Annotated in this window: 22 protein-coding genes; all 22 read right to left on the reverse strand. The window is 68.7% G+C overall.

Annotation, left to right across the window (positions count from 1 at the left end):
- Positions 1-86: 86 nt before the first annotated feature.
- A complete protein-coding gene (locus tag MRQ36_RS09295) occupies positions 87-272 on the reverse strand; it encodes a type Z 30S ribosomal protein S14 (RefSeq protein WP_007073023.1) in 186 nt (61 codons plus the stop codon).
- A gap of 1 nt (position 273) precedes the next feature.
- Complete coding sequence (rplE, locus tag MRQ36_RS09300) at positions 274-843, reverse strand: 50S ribosomal protein L5 (RefSeq protein WP_123240579.1); 570 nt, start codon at positions 841-843, stop codon at positions 274-276.
- A complete protein-coding gene (gene rplX / locus MRQ36_RS09305; protein WP_007465276.1) occupies positions 843-1,163 on the reverse strand; it encodes a 50S ribosomal protein L24 in 321 nt (106 codons plus the stop codon). The genes rplE and rplX overlap by 1 nt, the downstream gene beginning before the upstream one ends.
- Complete coding sequence (gene rplN / locus MRQ36_RS09310; RefSeq protein WP_007073026.1) at positions 1,160-1,528, reverse strand: 50S ribosomal protein L14; 369 nt, start codon at positions 1,526-1,528, stop codon at positions 1,160-1,162. The genes rplX and rplN overlap by 4 nt, the downstream gene beginning before the upstream one ends.
- A 97-nt stretch (positions 1,529-1,625) precedes the next feature.
- Complete coding sequence (gene rpsQ, locus MRQ36_RS09315) at positions 1,626-1,907, reverse strand: 30S ribosomal protein S17 (RefSeq protein ID WP_242794486.1); 282 nt, start codon at positions 1,905-1,907, stop codon at positions 1,626-1,628.
- The gene (gene rpmC / locus MRQ36_RS09320) at positions 1,904-2,140 is read right to left on the reverse strand and encodes a 50S ribosomal protein L29 (RefSeq protein ID WP_013288628.1); all 237 of its coding nucleotides are present in this window, start codon (positions 2,138-2,140) and stop codon (positions 1,904-1,906) included. The genes rpsQ and rpmC overlap by 4 nt, the downstream gene beginning before the upstream one ends.
- Positions 2,140-2,565, reverse strand: coding sequence for a 50S ribosomal protein L16 (gene rplP, locus MRQ36_RS09325; protein WP_073834927.1), 426 nt, complete (start codon positions 2,563-2,565; stop codon positions 2,140-2,142). Before rplP ends, rpmC begins: the two co-directional genes overlap by 1 nt.
- Positions 2,566-2,568: 3 nt before the next feature.
- Positions 2,569-3,441 carry a 30S ribosomal protein S3 gene (rpsC, locus tag MRQ36_RS09330; RefSeq protein ID WP_189195425.1) on the reverse strand — a complete coding sequence of 291 codons (873 nt, stop codon included), beginning with the start codon at positions 3,439-3,441 and terminating at the stop codon, positions 2,569-2,571.
- Positions 3,441-3,899, reverse strand: a complete 459-nt coding sequence (rplV, locus tag MRQ36_RS09335; protein WP_242794487.1) for a 50S ribosomal protein L22 — start codon at positions 3,897-3,899, stop codon at positions 3,441-3,443. The genes rpsC and rplV overlap by 1 nt, the downstream gene beginning before the upstream one ends.
- A 40-nt stretch (positions 3,900-3,939) precedes the next feature.
- Complete coding sequence (gene rpsS / locus MRQ36_RS09340; RefSeq protein ID WP_013735950.1) at positions 3,940-4,221, reverse strand: 30S ribosomal protein S19; 282 nt, start codon at positions 4,219-4,221, stop codon at positions 3,940-3,942.
- Between the two features lie 12 nt (positions 4,222-4,233).
- Entirely contained in the window at positions 4,234-5,073 is an 840-nt protein-coding gene (gene rplB, locus MRQ36_RS09345) for a 50S ribosomal protein L2 (RefSeq protein WP_242794488.1), read from the reverse strand.
- A 12-nt stretch (positions 5,074-5,085) separates the two neighbouring features.
- Positions 5,086-5,388, reverse strand: coding sequence for a 50S ribosomal protein L23 (gene rplW / locus MRQ36_RS09350; RefSeq protein WP_091317975.1), 303 nt, complete (start codon positions 5,386-5,388; stop codon positions 5,086-5,088).
- The gene (gene rplD / locus MRQ36_RS09355; protein ID WP_242794489.1) at positions 5,385-6,050 is read right to left on the reverse strand and encodes a 50S ribosomal protein L4; all 666 of its coding nucleotides are present in this window, start codon (positions 6,048-6,050) and stop codon (positions 5,385-5,387) included. The genes rplW and rplD overlap by 4 nt, the downstream gene beginning before the upstream one ends.
- A complete protein-coding gene (gene rplC, locus MRQ36_RS09360; protein ID WP_242794490.1) occupies positions 6,047-6,712 on the reverse strand; it encodes a 50S ribosomal protein L3 in 666 nt (221 codons plus the stop codon). The genes rplD and rplC overlap by 4 nt, the downstream gene beginning before the upstream one ends.
- A gap of 11 nt (positions 6,713-6,723) precedes the next feature.
- Complete coding sequence (gene rpsJ / locus MRQ36_RS09365; protein WP_007073037.1) at positions 6,724-7,032, reverse strand: 30S ribosomal protein S10; 309 nt, start codon at positions 7,030-7,032, stop codon at positions 6,724-6,726.
- A 354-nt stretch (positions 7,033-7,386) separates the two neighbouring features.
- Entirely contained in the window at positions 7,387-8,580 is a 1,194-nt protein-coding gene (gene tuf, locus MRQ36_RS09370) for an elongation factor Tu (RefSeq protein WP_242794491.1), read from the reverse strand.
- 223 nt (positions 8,581-8,803) lie between these two features.
- Positions 8,804-10,900: an elongation factor G gene (fusA, locus tag MRQ36_RS09375; RefSeq protein WP_308194794.1), complete on the reverse strand. Its 2,097-nt coding sequence runs from the start codon at positions 10,898-10,900 to the stop codon at positions 8,804-8,806.
- Positions 10,901-10,976: 76 nt separating this feature from the next.
- Complete coding sequence (rpsG, locus tag MRQ36_RS09380; protein WP_091079418.1) at positions 10,977-11,447, reverse strand: 30S ribosomal protein S7; 471 nt, start codon at positions 11,445-11,447, stop codon at positions 10,977-10,979.
- A gap of 1 nt (position 11,448) precedes the next feature.
- Positions 11,449-11,823 carry a 30S ribosomal protein S12 gene (gene rpsL / locus MRQ36_RS09385; RefSeq protein WP_007465318.1) on the reverse strand — a complete coding sequence of 125 codons (375 nt, stop codon included), beginning with the start codon at positions 11,821-11,823 and terminating at the stop codon, positions 11,449-11,451.
- 527 nt (positions 11,824-12,350) lie between these two features.
- Positions 12,351-12,773: a hypothetical protein gene (locus tag MRQ36_RS09390; RefSeq protein ID WP_242794492.1), complete on the reverse strand. Its 423-nt coding sequence runs from the start codon at positions 12,771-12,773 to the stop codon at positions 12,351-12,353.
- Positions 12,774-13,546: 773 nt separating this feature from the next.
- Positions 13,547-13,915, reverse strand: coding sequence for a hypothetical protein (locus tag MRQ36_RS09395; protein ID WP_242794493.1), 369 nt, complete (start codon positions 13,913-13,915; stop codon positions 13,547-13,549).
- A gap of 104 nt (positions 13,916-14,019) precedes the next feature.
- Positions 14,020-17,910 carry a DNA-directed RNA polymerase subunit beta' gene (locus tag MRQ36_RS09400; RefSeq protein ID WP_242794494.1) on the reverse strand — a complete coding sequence of 1,297 codons (3,891 nt, stop codon included), beginning with the start codon at positions 17,908-17,910 and terminating at the stop codon, positions 14,020-14,022.
- Between the last annotated feature and the right edge of the window lie 74 nt (positions 17,911-17,984).

Raw genomic sequence — 17,984 nt, forward strand, 5'->3', positions numbered from 1 at the left:
CAACCTTTCTCGCCGGGGTTCCCCGGGCACGCCCGGGGCCTACGGCGAAGAGACAGTTCAGCCAACGCGCAGAGCGCGCCGAGCTATTACCAGGAAGCCTTGGACACGCCGGGCAGCTCACCGCGGTGGGCCATCTCCCGGATGCACACCCGGCAGAGACCGAACTTGCGGTAGACCGCCTTCGGACGCCCGCACCGCTGGCAGCGGGTGTACGCGCGAACCGAGAACTTCGGCTTCGCGGCCGCCTTGAGGATCAGCGCCTTCTTGGCCATCTCAGTTCTCCTTGAACGGGAAGCCCAGGAGCTTGAGCAGCGCCCGGCCCTCGTCGTCGGTCGTGGCGGTCGTGACCACCGTGATGTCCATGCCCCGCTGGCGATCGATCTTGTCCTGGTCGATCTCGTGGAACACCGACTGCTCGGTCAGACCGAACGTGTAGTTGCCGTGCCCGTCGAGCTTGCGCCCGTCCAGACCGCGGAAGTCGCGGATACGCGGCAGCGCGATGGAGAGCAGCCGGTCCAGGAACTCCCACATCCGGTCGCCCCGCAGGGTGACCTTCGCGCCGATCGGCATGCCCTCACGCAGCTTGAACTGCGCGATGGACTTGGTCGCCCGCCGCACCTGCGGCTTCTGGCCGGTGATCGTGGCCAGGTCGCGGACCGCGCCGTCGATCAGCTTGGCGTCCCGAGCGGCCTCGCCGACACCCATGTTGACGACGATCTTGACCAACCGCGGCACCTGCATGGGGTTGCCGTAGTTGTGCTGCTCCTGCAGCTGCGCCACGATCTCGTTGCGGTACCGCTCCTTGAGGCGCGGCATGGTCTTGGTTTCGGTAGCCGTGGTCATCACAGGTCCTTACCGGTGCTACGCGCGATGCGGACCTTCTGGCCGTTGTCGTCGATCCGGTAACCGACGCGGGTCGGCTTGCCGTCGGAGTCCAGGACCTGCACGTTCGAGACGTGGATCGGGGCCTCCTGGGTGACGATGCCACCGGTCTTGGCGCCACGCTGGGTGGTGCTGATGCGGGTGTGCTTCTTGACCCGGTTCACGCCCTCGACCAGGACCTTGTCCTGCCGCGGGTAGGCCGCGATGACCTTACCCTTGGCACCCTTGTCCTTGCCGGCGATGACGACGACCGTGTCGCCCTTCTTGACCTTCACGGTCACAACACCTCCGGCGCGAGAGAGATGATCTTCATGAACCGCTTGTCCCGCAGCTCCCGGCCCACCGGGCCGAAGATACGGGTACCGCGCGGGTCCCCGCCGTCCTTGATGATGACGGCGGCGTTCTCGTCGAAGCGGATGTACGAACCGTCCGGCCGCCGCTTCTCCTTGGCGGTGCGAACGACGACGGCCTTGACGACGTCGCCCTTCTTCACACCGGCACCGGGGATCGCGTCCTTGACGGTGGCCACGATGACGTCGCCGATGCTCGCGTAGCGCCGACCGGAGCCACCGAGAACCCGGATGCACAGGATCTCCCGGGCACCCGTGTTGTCGGCGACGCGCAGTCGCGACTCCTGCTGAATCACGTCTATCTCCTATGTCTGCCGGTTCTCCGGCCGCCCGGAGGCGGCCGGAGCCTGGCGGAACCTGCGCCCGACCATGTCGGCCGAGCTCGAGCCTTCGCTACTTGGCCTTCTCGAGGATCTCCACGAGCCGCCACCGCTTGGTGGCGGAGAGCGGCCGGGTCTCCATGATCACGACCCGGTCGCCGATCCCGGCGGAGTTCTGCTCGTCGTGCACCTTCAGCTTGCGCGTCCGGCGCATGATCTTGCCGTACAGCGCGTGCTTGACCCGGTCCTCGACCTCGACCACGACGGTCTTTTCCATCTTGTCGCTGACCACGAGGCCCTCACGCACCTTACGGCGGGCCCGCGCTTCGGCGGTGGTGGCGGTGTTCTCACTCATGATGCAGTCACCTCAGTCGGCGCGGCCGAGAGACCCAGCTCACGCTCACGCATGATCGTGTAGATCCGGGCGATCTCCCGACGGATGACCTGCAGCCGCCGGTTGTTGTCCAGCTGCCCGGTTGCGGCCTGCACGCGGAGGTTGAACAGCTCCGCCTTGGCCTCACGCAGCTTCGTGACCAGCTCCTCCTCGGAGAGCTCACGCAGCTCGGAAGGCTTGACGCCCGCTGCCATCAGGATTCACCCACTTCGCGCGTAACAATGCGGCACTTCATCGGGAGCTTGTGGATCGCGCGACGCATCGCCTCTCGCGCGATCTGCTCGTTGGGGAAGGACATCTCGAAGAGAACCCGCCCCGGCTTGACGTTGGCGACCCACCACTCGGGCGAACCCTTACCGGAACCCATCCGGGTCTCGGCCGGCTTCTTGGTGAGGGCCTGGTCCGGGAAGATCGTGATCCAGACCTTGCCACCACGCTTGATGTGACGGGTCATCGCGATACGCGCCGACTCGATCTGGCGGTTGGTCACGTACGCCGGCTCGAGAGCCTGGATCCCGAACTCGCCGAACACCACCCGGTTACCACCCTTGGACGCGCCGTGGCGGTCCGGGTGGTGCGGCTTGCGGAAGCCCTTCGGGGGCTTGCGCGGCATCAGCATCTGTCAGCCCTCCTGCTGCGTTTCTGCCGGCTGAGTGGCGGCCGCGGCGACAGCCCCGGCGTCGACCGGCTCGCCGGCCGGCGTCTCGGCCTGCTGCGCGATGGTGGTCGCGGCAGCCCGGCCGGCCTCGGTGCCACCGGCGGTCGTACCCGACGAACCCGACCGGCCACGACGCGGCCGCTCGGGCCGGTCGCCGCGGTCACGGCGCGGACCGCGCGACGGAGCCGCCTCGGCCGGAGCCTCCCGGCCCGGGACGGCGTCGCCCTTGTAGATCCAGACCTTCACGCCGATCCGGCCGAAGGTGGTACGGGCCTCGAAGAAGCCGTACTCGATGTTGGCCCGCAGCGTGTGCAGCGGGACCCGACCCTCGCGGTAGAACTCGGTCCGGCTCATCTCGGCGCCGCCGAGACGACCCGAGACCTGGACCCGGATGCCCTTGCAGACCGGGTTCTTCATCGCCGACTGCATCGCCTTGCGCATGGCCCGACGGAAGCTGACCCGGCTGGAGAGCTGCTCGGCGACACCCTGGGCGACCAGCTGCGCGTCCGACTCGGGGTTCTTGACCTCGATGATGTTCAGCTGCACCTGCTTGCCGGTGAGCTTCTCCAGCTCGCCGCGGATCCGGTCGGCCTCCGCACCCTTACGGCCGATGACGATGCCCGGCCGGGCGGTGTGGATGTCGACGCGGACCCGGTCCCGGGTGCGCTCGATGTCGACCTTGGAAATGCCGGCGCGCTCGAGGCCCTTGGACATCATCCGGCGGATCTTGACATCCTCGCCGATGTAGTCCTTGTAGAGCTTGTCCGCGAACCAGCGGGACTTCCAGTCGGTCGAGATGCCGAGCCGGAACCCAGTGGGGTGAACCTTCTGACCCATTACTCGGCACCCTCCGTCGTGCTCTCCGTCGTAGCGGCCTCAGCCTGCTTCGCCGGGGCGGCCTTCTTCGCCGTGGCCTTCTTCGGCGTCGCCGCAGCGACCGCCTCGACCGCCACGGTGATGTGGCACGTGCGCTTGCGGATCCGGTACGCCCGGCCCTGCGCACGCGGCCGGAACCGCTTCATGGTCGGGCCCTCGTCGACGAACGCCTCGCTGACGAGCAGCGCATCGGGGTCCAGCCGCTCGTTGTTCTCCGCGTTGGCGATCGCGCTCGCGAGCACCTTGTACACCTGCTCGCTCGCAGCCTGCGGCGCGAACTGCAGCACCGTGAGCGCCTCCTTCGCGGGCAGGCCGCGGACGAGGTTGACCACCCGGCGCGCCTTCATCGGCGAGATGCGCACGTGCCGCGCAACCGCCCGCGCGCCCGGAAGCACCGGAGCGTCGCCCTTTCCTGGCATCGCTGTAACCCCTTGTTCCTCTATCCGTATGCCCGCGGCGTCAGCGCCGGCGGCTCTTCCGGTCGTCCTTCTCGTGACCCTTGAACGTGCGGGTCAGCGCGAACTCGCCGAGCTTGTGCCCGACCATGGCCTCGGTCACGAAAACCGGGACGTGCTTGCGTCCGTCGTGCACGGCGATCGTGTGCCCCAGCATCTCGGGGATGATCGTCGAGCGCCGCGACCAGGTCTTGATGACGTTCTTCGAGCCCTTTTCGTTCTGCGTCTCCACCTTCTTGAGCAGGTGGTCGTCGATGAACGGGCCCTTCTTCAGGCTGCGAGGCATGTCTTATCTCCCTCAGCCGCGCTTACGCGTGGCGTAGCGGCGGCGGACGATCAGCCGGTCGCTCGGCTGGCCCTTACGACGGGTACGGCCCTCGGGCTTACCCTGCGGGTTGACCGGGTGGCGACCGCCGGAGGTCTTACCCTCACCACCACCGTGCGGGTGGTCGACCGGGTTCATCGCCACACCACGGACGGTCGGGCGCTTGCCCTTCCACCGCATGCGGCCGGCCTTACCCCAGTTGATGTTCGACTGGTCGGCGTTGCCGATCTCGCCGACGCTGGCGCGGCAGCGCACGTCCACCCGCCGGATCTCACCGGACGGCATGCGGAGGGTCGCGTACACGCCCTCGCGGCCGAGCAGCTGGATGCCGACGCCGGCCGAACGGGCCAGCTTGGCGCCGCCGCCCGGACGCAGCTCCACGTTGTGGATGGTGGTACCGACCGGGATGTTGCGCAGCGGCAGGTTGTTGCCCGGCTTGATGTCGGCACCCGGGCCCGACTCGACGGCGTCGCCCTGCTTCAGGTCCTTCGGCGCGAGGATGTAGCGCTTCTCGCCGTCGGCGTAGTGCAGCAGCGCGATACGCGCGGTGCGGTTCGGGTCGTACTCGATGTGCGCGACCTTCGCCGGCACGCCGTCCTTGTCGACCCGCTTGAAGTCGATCAGACGGTACTGGCGCTTGTGGCCGCCACCGTGGTGACGCGTGGTGATCCGGCCGTGGGCGTTGCGTCCGCCCTTCTTCGGCAGCGGAGCCAGCAGCGACTTCTCGGGCGTCGACCGGGTGATCTCGGCGAAGTCGGCGACGCTGGAGCCACGCCGGCCCGGCGTCGTCGGCTTGTACTTACGAATAGCCATTGTCTACACCCCTCAGCTGACCGGGCCGCCGAAGGCCTCGATACGGTCACCGTCAGCCAGCTTCACGATCGCCCGCTTGGTCGACTTGCGCTGACCGAACCCGGTCTTGGTGCGCTTGCGCTTGCCCTCGCGGTTGAGCGTGTTGACCGTCAGGACGCGGACGTTGAAGATCTGCTGGATAGCGATCTTGATCTCGGTCTTGTTGGCGTCCGGGTGCACCAGGAAGGTGTACCAGTTCCGGTTCAGCTCGCTGTAGCTCTTCTCCGAGACGACCGGCGCGACGATGATGTCGCGCGGATCGGCGATCGTGCTCACTTGCCACCCTCCTCGGTGGTCTCGGCGGGCACACCCAGGAACTCGTCCAGGGCGTCCTTGGTGAAGACCACGTCGTCGGCCACCAGCACGTCGTACGTGTTGAGCTGGCCGGCCTCGATCAGGTGCACCCGGCTGTCCCGCGCGTTGCGCAGGTTCCGCAGCGACACCCAGTTCAGCTCGTCGGTGCTGCTCAGCACGACCAGGACCCGACGGGCCTCGGTCAGCTTGGTGAGCGTGGCCAGGGCGGCCTTGGTCGACGGCTTCTCGCCCGAGACGAACGCCTCGACGACGTGCACCTGGCCGGCACGCGCCCGGTCGGAGAGGGCGCCACGCAGGGCGGCGGCCTTCATCTTCTTCGGGGTGCGCTGGCTGTAGTCGCGCGGCACCGGGCCGTGGACCACGCCACCACCGGCGAACTGCGGCGCGCGGATCGAGCCCTGCCGGGCACGACCGGTGCCCTTCTGCTTGTACGGCTTCTTGCCGCCGCCGGCGACCTCGCCGCGGGTCTTGACCTTGTGCGTGCCCTGCCGGGCCGCCGCGAGCTGGGCCACCACGACCTGGTGCATCAGCGCGACGTTGGCCTGGACGTCGAAGATGTCGGCCGGCAGCTCCACGGAGCCGCTCTTGGCGCCTTCGACGTTGCGGACGTCAACGGTGGTCACTTGGCCGCACCGCCCTTCTTCACCTTGGTCTTGGCCGCGGTACGGACCAGGACCAGCGCACCCTTGGGGCCGGGGATGGCACCGCGGACGAGCAGGAGGTTGTTCTCGGTGTCGACCGCCTGGACGGTCAGGTTCTGGACGGTGTAGCGCACGCCACCCATCCGGCCCGCCATCCGGGTGCCCTTGAAGACGCGACCCGGGGTGGCGCAGGCGCCGATCGAGCCGGGCGAGCGGTGCTTGCGCTCGACACCGTGGCTGGCGCGCAGGCCGTGGAAGCCGTGCCGCTTCATCGGGCCGGCGTAGCCCTTGCCCTTGGTCTTGCCGGTGACGTCGATGGTGACGCCCGCCGGGAACTGCTCGACCGTGACCTCCTGGCCGAGCGAGTAGTCCGCGGCGTCGGCGGTGCGCAGCTCGACGATGTGCCGGCGCGGCGCGACGTCCGCCTTCGCGTAGTGCCCGCTGATCGGCTTCTTGACCTTGCGCGGGTCGATCGTGCCGTACGCCAGCTGGACCGCGGAGTAACCGTCCTTCTCGGCGCTACGAACCTGGCTGATGACGCACGGGCCGGCCTGAACCACGGTCACCGGGACAACCTTGTTGTTGTCCCAGACCTGGGTCATGCCGAGCTTTGCGCCCAGGATCCCCTTGACTTGCCTGTCCATTTGTCCGGTCCCTACAGCTTGATCTCGATGTCGACGCCAGCCGGCAGGTCGAGGCGCATGAGCGAGTCGACCGTCTTCGGGGTCGGGTCGATGATGTCGATCAGACGCTTGTGCGTGCGCATCTCGAAGTGCTCGCGCGAGTCCTTGTACTTGTGCGGCGAGCGGATAACGCAGAAACGGTTGATCTCCGTGGGCAGCGGCACCGGGCCAGCGACCTGCGCCCCGGTACGCGTCACCGTCTCGACGATCTTCCGAGCCGAGGAGTCGACGACCTCGTGGTCATAGGCCTTGAGCCGGATGCGGATCTTCTGTCCCGCCATGGTGGCTTCTGTTCCTTCTCTCGATGCCGCTGTGTTGCGGGCGCCTGTACCGGCTGGTACAGGCCCACTTCCGCCGACCCCCGCGGTCGGGCGTGTCGCGCCCTCGGGCCAGGCTCCGCCCCGGGACTCCGGAGCGATTCTCTGACCACGCGGTGGGTCATGGCGCCGATCGCGTTCACCGCGACCTGGACGCCGTGCGAGGGTGGTTGACCGCCTGGGCGATCAACCACCCTACGCGCGACTGTCGGTCTCCCGGAGGTCCAGCGTTCACCGGACGCAGGAAACTGACCGTCGTTACGCAACCTGACTAGTATGCCGCACGACCGGCGGCAACGCTAATCGGGGTTACCCGACTCACTTGATGATGCTGGTGACGCGACCCGCGCCGACCGTACGACCACCCTCGCGAATCGCGAACTTCAGGTTCTCCTCCATGGCGATGGGCTGGATCAGCTTCACCGTCATGGTGGTGTTGTCGCCCGGCATGACCATCTCGGTGCCCTCGGGCAGCGTGACGACGCCGGTGACGTCCGTGGTCCGGAAGTAGAACTGCGGACGGTAGTTCTGGAAGAACGGGGTGTGCCGGCCGCCCTCCTCCTTGGAGAGGATGTAGACCGTCGCCTCGAACTCCGTGTGCGGGGTCGTGGTGCCCGGCTTGATGACGACCATGCCGCGCTCGACGTCCTCGCGCTTGATGCCGCGCAGGAGCAGACCGACGTTCTCACCGGCCCGCGCCTCGTCCAGCAGCTTGCGGAACATCTCGATGCCGGTGCAGGTGGTCTTCATCGACTTCTCGCGAATACCGACGATCTCGACCTCCTCGTTCGGCTTGAGGATGCCCCGCTCGGCGCGGCCGGTCACCACGGTGCCACGACCGGTGATCGTGAAGACGTCCTCGATCGGCATGAGGAACGGCTTCTCGGTCTCGCGCTCCGGCTGCGGGATCGCGGTGTCGACGGCGTTCATGAGGTCCATGAGCTTGCCGGTCCACTCGGGGTCACCCTCGAGGGCCTTCAGCGCCGAGACCCGGACGACCGGCAGGTCGTCACCCGGGTACTCCTGCGAGGAGAGCAGCTCGCGAACCTCGAGCTCGACGAGCTCCAGGAGCTCCTCGTCGTCGACCATGTCGCTCTTGTTGAGCGCCACGACGATGTACGGCACACCGACCTGACGGGCCAGCAGCACGTGCTCGCGGGTCTGCGGCATCGGGCCGTCGGTCGCCGCCACCACCAGGATCGCGCCGTCCATCTGCGCGGCACCGGTGATCATGTTCTTGATGTAGTCGGCGTGCCCGGGGCAGTCGACGTGCGCGTAGTGCCGCGCCTCGGTCTGGTACTCGACGTGCGCGATGGAGATCGTGATGCCGCGGGCCTTCTCCTCCGGCGCCTTGTCGATCTCGTCGAACGGCGTGTACGGGTTGAGGTCCGGGAACTGGTCGTGCAGGACCTTGGTGATGGCCGCCGTCAGCGTCGTCTTACCGTGGTCGATGTGACCAATGGTGCCGATGTTGACGTGCGGCTTAGTCCGCTCGAACTTCGCCTTCGCCACTGGTGTCCTCCTGTGGACTTCTTGGTTCTTCTCGCCCCGGTGCGCCAGGTCGGCGCTTAGGACTCTGTCGACAGCCTTTCCGGCCTGGCGGCCGGGAAGCTTGGTGGGTTCTGCGGCGATGAAGCCTACAGGCCCGGTCTCACGCAATCCGATCGAGGTGGCCGCGGGCGGGAAGTCCCTCCCGCGACCAGCCTCGGATCATCGGATCAGATCCGGATGAGCGTCACTCACCCGTCGCCTTGGCGATGATCTCCTTCGCCACGCTCTGCGGAACCTCGGCGTAGGAGTCGAACTGCATGCTGTAGCTAGCCCGGCCCTGGGTCTTCGACCGCAGGTCGCCGACGTAGCCGAACATCTCCGACAACGGCACCAGAGCCTTCACGATGCGGGCGCCGCTGCGCTCCTCCATCGCCTGGATGATTCCGCGGCGGGAGTTGAGGTCGCCGATGACGTCACCCATGTTCTCCTCAGGAGTGGTGACCTCAACGGCCATCATCGGCTCGAGCAGTGCGGGGTCGGCCTTGCGGGCCGCCTCCTTCATCACCATCGAGCCGGCGATCTTGAATGCCATTTCCGACGAGTCGACCTCGTGGTACTGGCCGTCCAGCAGCGTCAGCTTGACACCCACCAGCGGGAAGCCGGCGAGAATGCCGTACTGCATCGCGTCCTGGGCACCCGCGTCCACCGAAGGGATGAACTCCCGGGGGATACGACCACCGGTGACGGCGTTCGCGAACTCGTAGGTCGGCGAGTCGTTGTCCAGCGGCAGCGGCTCGACGCTCACGATGACGCGGGCGTACTGGCCGGAGCCACCGGTCTGCTTCTTGTGGGTGTACTCGATCTTCTCCACCTTGCGGCGGATCGTCTCGCGGTACGCCACCTGCGGCTTACCGATGTTCGCCTCGACGTTGAACTCGCGGCGCATCCGGTCGACCAGGATGTCCAGGTGCAGCTCACCCATGCCGGAGATGACCGTCTGACCGGTCTCCTCGTCCAGCTTGACGCGGAAGGTCGGGTCCTCCTCGGCCAGCCGCTGGATGGCGGTGCTGAGCTTCTCCTGGTCGGCCTTGGTCTTCGGCTCGATGGCCACCTCGATGACCGGCTCGGGGAAGGTCATCGACTCGAGGATGACCGGGTTCGCCGGGTCGCAGAGGGTGTCACCGGTGGTGGTCTGCTTGAGACCCTGCACCGCGATGATGTCGCCGGCCTGGGCCGAGCCGCGCTCTTCCCGCTTGTTGGCGTGCATCTGGTAGATCTTGCCGATGCGCTCCTTGCGGTCCTTGGTGGAGTTGACCACCTGGGTGCCGGTCTCGACCACGCCGGAGTAGACCCGGACGTAGGTGAGCTTGCCGAGGTGCTTGTCGGTCTGGATCTTGAAGGCGAGGCCGGAGAAGGGCTCGGACTTCGACGGCTTCCGCTGCAGCGGGGTCTCGCCGTCGGTGGCGGTGCCCTCGATGGCCGGGACGTCCAGCGGCGACGGCAGGAAGTCGACCACGGCGTCGAGCATGGGCTGGACGCCCTTGTTCTTGAACGCCGAGCCGCACAGCACCGGGTTGGCCTTGCTGGCGATGGTCGCCCGCCGGATGGCGGCCTTGATCTCCTCGACGGAGATCTCCTCGCCCTCCAGGTACTTCTCCATGATCGCGTCGTCGACGTCGGCCAGGGTCTCCATCAGCTTCTCGCGCCACTCCGCCGCGGAGTCGGCCAGGTCGGCCGGGATCTCCTCGATGGCGTAGTCCTCACCCTTCTGGGTCTCCCCGCGCCAGGTGAGGGCGCGCATGCCGATCAGGTCGACGACGCCGATGTGGTCGCCCTCGAGCCCGATCGGAATCTGGAGCACCAGCGGGGTGGCGTTGAGCCGGTCGATCATCATCTGCACGCAGCGGAAGAAGTCGGCACCGGTCCGGTCGAGCTTGTTGACGAAGCACATCCGGGGGACGTGGTACTTGTCGGCCTGACGCCAGACGTTCTCCGTCTGCGGCTCCACGCCGGCGACACCGTCGTAGACCGCGACCGCACCGTCCAGCACCCGCAGCGACCGCTCGACCTCGACCGTGAAGTCGACGTGACCGGGCGTGTCGATGATCTGGATCGTGTGGCCCTTCCACTCACACTTGGTAGCAGCGGAGGTGATGGTGATACCACGCTCCTGCTCCTGCTCCATCCAGTCCATGACGGCAGCGCCCTCGTGAACCTCACCGATCTTGTACGTGATACCGGTGTAGAACAGGATCCGCTCGGTGGTCGTGGTCTTACCGGCATCGATGTGCGCCATGATGCCGATGTTGCGTACGTTGGCGAGCGCGTCTGCGGCGGCCACTTCAATCCCTACTTATCGTCGTCTCGACTCAACTGGTGGCGGTTCCGGCGCCCGGTGGGGCGCCGGAACCAGGGTGTTACCAGCGGTAGTGCGCGAAGGCCTTGTTGGACTCGGCCATCTTGTGCGTGTCCTCGCGCCGCTTGACGGCGGCACCGAGGCCGTTGCTCGCGTCCAGCAGCTCGTTCATCAGCCGCTCGACCATGGTCTTCTCGCGACGGGCCTTGGAGTAGGTCACCAGCCAGCGCAGACCGAGAGTGGTCGCGCGGGCGGGGCGGACCTCGACCGGCACCTGGTAGGTCGCGCCACCGACACGGCGGCTGCGGACCTCGAGGGTCGGCTTCACGTTGTCCATCGCCCGCTTCAGGGTGACGACCGGGTCGGTGCCGCTCTTCTCGCGGCAGCCCTCCAGGGCGGCGTACACGATGCGCTCGGCGAGCTGACGCTTGCCGCGCAGCAGGATCTTGTTCACCAGCTGGGTGACCAGGGGCGAGTTGTACACCGGGTCAGCGACCAGCGGCTTCCGCGGAGCGGGTCCCTTACGCGGCATGTCAGCTCTTCTCCTTCTTCGCGCCGTAACGGCTGCGCGCCTGCTTGCGGTTGCGGACACCCTGGGTGTCCAGCGAACCGCGGACGATCTTGTAACGCACGCCGGGGAGGTCCTTCACCCGGCCGCCGCGGACGAGCACGATCGAGTGCTCCTGCAGGTTGTGACCGACGCCCGGGATGTAGGCGGTCACCTCGATCTGGCTGCTGAGCTTGACACGAGCGACCTTGCGGAGCGCCGAGTTCGGCTTCTTCGGGGTGGTGGTGTACACGCGGGTGCACACACCGCGCCGCTGAGGGGATCCCTTCAGCGCCGGGGTCTTGGTCTTGGTCGTCTTGGCCTGGCGGCCCTTTCGGACCAGCTGCTGAATGGTGGGCACCGGGTTTCTCCGCTCCCTTCGGCCGCTGCGTAGCGACCGCGCCGTCTGCTCGTAGCCGGCCTCTTGGACGGCTCTCCTACCTTCCAACCGGGTCCACCTCGCGGCGGTCCCAGCACCCGCGGTCGGGCGTGTCGCCCGGATCACGGTCCCGTTGCCGTCGCTGCCGCGTCGGACCGGGTTTGTGTCACCGGCACGCGGCTCACCGAGCGCCGGATCCTTGGCTCTGTCGTGCCGTCCCGCGATCACCGGTCGAGCCGGCTACAGCGCACGCACGAGTTGCCCGGGCTTGCCCGGGCGCAAGGGGAAAGAGTACCTACCACAGCCGTGCAGGTCAAAACGGAGCGGTCCGGGCGACTGCGTCACAGTCCGCCGGCCTCACCCGTCGTGCCTGCCCACCCGCGATGGGCACCTACGGCGACAAGTGTAGCGGCTCGACCGCCGCCCGGCCCGGCGGCCCCGACCGGGCCCGATGTCCCGGCCACGGCCGGCACGGCCCGGGCATCCCGGATCCACCCGCGTGACGACGATCACGTCAACTGGACGGCCAGGGCCACTCCGAGCCCGAGCAGGCTGAGCACCAACCCCGCCGCGCCGCAGCTCAGACCCGCCACCGCGAGGCCCCGACCGGTGAAGCGCACGGCCGGCGGCGGAGCGGGCCGGCGGATCTGCCGGCGGGCGAGCAGCCCGGCGACGATCGCGGCCGTACCGGCCACCGCGCCCAGCACGGTGAAGGCGCCCGCCGCCCATGCGCCGCTCACGCTCCCGACACCGAGGCCGAAGCAGAAGACCAGCAGCGAGACCAGGATCGAGGCGATCCCGGTGACCAGCGACCCGACCGCCAGCCCGGAGGTCACCGGCGGCACGTCGAGGTGGACCACGCCGAAGGGCGTACCGGGGACCGGATCGACCCGCTTCGGCGGCCGGGCCGGCTCACGCGGTGGTGGCGGCACCGGCCCGGGCCGCGGACCGACCGCCGGCGGCGTCGGCGCCCACGCGCCCGGCGGCGGGAAGCCCGGCCCACCACCGGGATACGTCCCGACCGGCTGTCCCGGGCCGCCGCCCGGCGACTGCTGCCCGGGTACGCCCCGAACTGCCCCGGCCCACCGGAGTAGGGCCCGCCGGAGTACGGCGCGGGATACGGGGCGCCCGAAGCCGGCCCGCCGGAGTACGGCGCGGGATGGGGCGCGCCCGAAGCCGGCTGCGGGTGACCCGGGAACTCGCCGGGCTGCGCCCCCGATTGTCCGTGGAAGGGGTCGGCGGGCGGGGTGGCGGACCAACCGGGCGGCGGCAGTTCCGGGAACCGCCCGTACCCGGGCTGCTCCCCCGGGTACGCCCCCGCAGGCTGCTGCTCCGGGTACGCCGGCCCGGACGGCGGCACGGGCGGCGGGGCGTACCCGACGGAGGCGACCTCCGGCGGCACGCTCGGCTCCTCGTCCGACCCGGCGGGCGGCGCGGCCAAGGGGTTGACGGTGACCGGCGGCGGGCCGGCGGCCCCCGCGGCGGTCTCCTCCCCGGCGTCGGGCCGGCGGGTGCCGCAGCGGGACCGACGGCGTCCGGGGACCCGGCGGGCGGCCGGGACGGCTCGCCTCCCGACGGTGGGGCCGGTTCCGTCACGAGGTCCTCCTGTCGACGCGTGCCCTCCACCCGAGCGCGGCGGACAGGGGCCAGGCTACCGTCGCGGGTCCCGTCCCCGGGGCCGGGCGCGCACGCCCGCACCGGACGGTCAGTCCACGTTCGGGGCGAAGTCGTGGCCGAAAGGGCTCTCGGCGAGCCGGACCACCCCGATGACCACCGCCGCGGTCACCGCGACGGCCGCCAGGACCAGACCGGTCCGGGCCAGTCGCTCACCGCGCCGCAGCCGCTCCGCGCCGGTCAGGAAACCGCCCGAGGCGTACGCCTCCCGGCGGGCCTGCCGGGCCAGCAGCAGGGCGACCGTGGCCGGCACCACCCCGCCGACGAAGAACCCGGTCAACGCCCCGATCAGTCCGAGCGCGAAGACGGCGCGGGCCTTGGTCGACCGGACCGGCTCGGGGTCGAGCGGATGGCGCGGGCCCTGGCTCGCCACGGCGGCCGGCCCCGGTGCGGTCGTCATGCCCACCATCATGCCCCGCCGCGGCGCCCGGCGGCCGCGCGTGGCTCCACCACGGACGCGACGAGGCCCCCGGCGGGTGCCGGGGGCCTCGTCGTCGTCACTGCCTAGCGGTACGACCCGAAGTCGAAGTCGTCCAGCGGCACGGCCTGGCCACTGGCCGGTCCGAAGCCGTAGTCGGTCTCCGGGTAGCCGGTCATCGAGTAGACCTTGGCCTTCGCCTCCTCGGTCGGCTCGACCCGGACGTTGCGGTACTTGCTGATGCCCGTACCGGCCGGGATGAGCTTACCGATGATCACGTTCTCCTTGAGGCCGACCAGCGAGTCACTGCGCGAGTTGATCGCCGCGTCGGTCAGCACCCGGGTGGTCTCCTGGAAGGAGGCCGCCGAGAGCCAGGAGTCGGTGGCCAGCGAGGCCTTGGTGATACCCATCAGCACCGGGCGACCGGCGGCGGGCTCGCCACCCTCGCCGACGAGCCGGCGGTTCTCCGACTCGAAGAGCGCCCGGTCGACCAGCACACCCGGCAGGAACTCGGTCGAGCCGGAGTCGATGACCGTCACCCGCTTGAGCATCTGGCGGATGATGATCTCGATGTGCTTGTCGTGGATGAGCACACCCTGCGAGCGGTAGACCTCCTGGACCTCCTGGGTCAGGTGGACCTGGACCGCGCGCGGGCCGAGGATGCGCAGCAGCTCGTGCGGGTCGATGGTGCCCTCGGTGAGCTTCTCGCCGACCTCGACGTGATCGCCGTCGTGGGTACGCAGCCGGACCCGCTTGGAGATCTTGTCGTAGACGATCTCGTCGCTGCCGTCGTCCGGCACCACGATGATCTTCCGCGACCGCTCGCCGTCCTCGATCCGGATCCGACCCGGGGTGTCGGCGATGGGCGCCTTACCCTTCGGGATCCGGGCCTCGAAGATCTCCTGGACACGGGGCAGACCCTGGGTGATGTCCTCACCCGCGACACCACCGGTGTGGAAGGTACGCATCGTCAGCTGCGTACCGGGCTCACCGATCGACTGGGCGGCGATGATGCCGACCGCCTCGCCGACGTCCACGGTCTTGCCGGTCGGCAGCGAGCGGCCGTAGCACGCACCGCAGACGCCCAGCTTCGACTCGCAGGTGAGCACGCTGCGCACCCGCACCGTCTCGACCCCGGCGGCGACGATCGTGTCGACCCCGATCGAGTTGATGTCCTGGCCCCGGTGGGCGACGACGGTGCCGTCCGGCCCCTTGATGTCGTCGGCCAGGGTACGGGCGTGGACGCTGGTCTCCGCGTGCTCGTGCACGATGAGCCGGCCGTCCTCCGTACGCTGCCCGATCTGCATCGGGATGGCGCGGTCGGTGCCGCAGTCCTCCTCGCGGATGATGACGTCCTGCGAGACGTCCACCAGACGACGGGTCAGGTAACCCGAGTCGGCGGTCCGCAGCGCGGTGTCGGCGAGACCCTTACGGGCACCGTGCGTGGAGATGAAGTACTCCAGCACGGACAGACCCTCCCGGTACGAGGCCTTGATCGGCCGCGGGATGATCTCACCCTTCGGGTTGGCCACCAGACCACGGATCGCCGCGATCTGCCGGAGCTGGAGCAGGTTACCGCGGGCACCCGAGTTGATCATCTTCCACAGCGGGTTCTCCTGCGGCAGCGCGGTGTCCATCTCCTTGGCGACCTCGTTGGTCGCCTTGGTCCAGATCTCGATGAGCTCGCCGCGACGCTCCTCGGCGGTCATCAGACCACGCTGGTACTGCTTGTCGATCCGGTCGGCTTCCTTCTCGTACCGCTCCAGGATCTCCCGCTTGCGCGGCGGAGCGATGACGTCCTCCATGCCGATGGTGACGCCGGACCAGGTGGCCCAGTGGAAGCCGGCCTCCTTGAGCCCGTCCAGGGTGGCCGCGAGGGCCACCTTCGGGAAGCGCTCGGCGAGGTCGTTGACGATCGCGGAGAGCTGGCCCTTGCGGATCTCGTAGTTCACGAAGCGGTAGCCCTGCGGCAGCGTCTCGTTGAACAGCACCCGGCCGAGCGTGGTCTCCACGGTCAGCGGCTCGCCCTCGACCCAGCCCTCGGGCGCGGTCCACGGCTCGGCGCCGGCGCCGTTGTCGACCCCGACGACGCCGCGCAGCCGGATCCGGACCGGGGTCTGGAGGTGCAGCTCGCCGTTGTCGAAGGCCATCCGCGCCTCGGCGTCCGAGCTGAACGCCCGGCCCTCGCCCGTGCCACCCGGGGTGAGGTGGGTGAGGTGGTAGAGACCGATGACCATGTCCTGGGTGGGCATGGTGACCGGCTTGCCGTCGGCCGGCTTGAGGATGTTGTTCGAGGACAGCATCAGGATCCGCGCCTCGGCCTGCGCCTCGGCCGACAGCGGCACGTGCACCGCCATCTGGTCACCGTCGAAGTCCGCGTTGAACGCGGTGCAGACGAGCGGGTGGATCTGGATGGCCTTGCCCTCGACCAGCTGCGGCTCGAACGCCTGGATGCCCAGGCGGTGCAGGGTCGGCGCGCGGTTCAGCAGCACCGGGTGCTCGCCGATGACCTCTTCCAGCACGTCCCACACGACCGGCCGCTGCCGCTCGACCATCCGCTTGGCGGACTTGATGTTCTGCGCGTGGTTGAGGTCGACCAGCCGCTTCATCACGAAGGGCTTGAACAGCTCCAGCGCCATCTGCTTGGGCAGGCCGCACTGGTGCAGCTTCAGCTTCGGGCCGACGACGATGACCGAACGGCCGGAGTAGTCGACGCGCTTGCCGAGCAGGTTCTGCCGGAACCGGCCCTGCTTGCCCTTGAGCATGTCGGAGAGCGACTTCAGCGGGCGGTTACCCGGACCGGTGACCGGCCGGCCGCGACGGCCGTTGTCGAACAGCGCGTCGACGGCCTCCTGGAGCATCCGCTTCTCGTTGTTGACGATGATCTCGGGCGCGCCGAGGTCGATCAGCCGCTTGAGGCGGTTGTTCCGGTTGATCACGCGGCGGTACAGGTCGTTCAGGTCGGAGGTCGCGAAGCGGCCACCGTCGAGCTGCACCATCGGACGCAGGTCCGGCGGGATGACCGGGACGCAGTCCAGCACCATGCCGAGCGGCGAGTTGCGGGTGTTCTGGAACGCCGCGACGACCTTCAGCCGCTTGAGCGCGCGGATCTTCCGCTGGCCCTTGCCGGAGCGGATGGTCTCGCGCAGGCTCTCGGCCTCGGCCTCCAGGTCCATGTTCTGGACCAGGGCCTTGATCGCCTCGGCGCCCATGGCACCGGTGAAGTACTCGCCGAACCGGTCCCGCAGCTCGCGGTAGAGCAGCTCGTCGGTGACCAGCTGCTTCGGCTCCAGCTTGCGGAAGGTGTCGAGCACCTCGTCCAGGCGGTCGATCTCGCGCTGGGCCCGGTCGCGGATCTGGCGCATCTCGCGCTCTCCGCCCTCCTTGACCTTGCGCCGGACGTCCGCCTTGGCACCCTCGGCCTCCAGCTCGGCCAGGTCGGCCTCGAGCTTGGCGGCCCGCTTCTCGATCTCGGAGTCGCGGCTGTTCTCGGACTGCCGCTTCTCGGCGAGGATCTCGTTCTCGATCGTCGAGAGGTCACGGTGACGCGACTCGGCGTCCACGCTCGTCACGACGTACGAGGCGAAGTAGATGATCTTCTCGAGGTCCTTGGGTGCCAGGTCCAGCAGGTAGCCCAGCCGGCTCGGGACGCCCTTGAAGTACCAGATGTGGGTCACCGGAGCGGCGAGCTCGATGTGCCCCATCCGCTCGCGACGGACCTTGGAACGGGTCACCTCGACGCCGCAGCGCTCGCAGATGATGCCCTTGAACCGGACCCGCTTGTACTTACCGCAGTAGCACTCCCAGTCCCGCTGCGGACCGAAGATCTTCTCGCAGAAGAGCCCGTCCTTTTCCGGCTTGAGCGTGCGGTAGTTGATCGTCTCGGGCTTCTTGACCTCACCGTGCGACCACTGACGGATGTCGTCAGCGGTGGCAAGGCCGATGCGCAGCTCGTCGAAGAAGTTGACGTCGAGCACTATGTCCCCTATGTCGTCGTCTGTACTGCTAGCTAGTGGGTGGGGTCGGGAGCCGGCGAACCGGCCCCCGACCG

The sequence above is a fragment of the Micromonospora sp. R77 genome, from assembly GCF_022747945.1.
In the GTDB taxonomy this organism is placed as follows: domain Bacteria; phylum Actinomycetota; class Actinomycetes; order Mycobacteriales; family Micromonosporaceae; genus Micromonospora.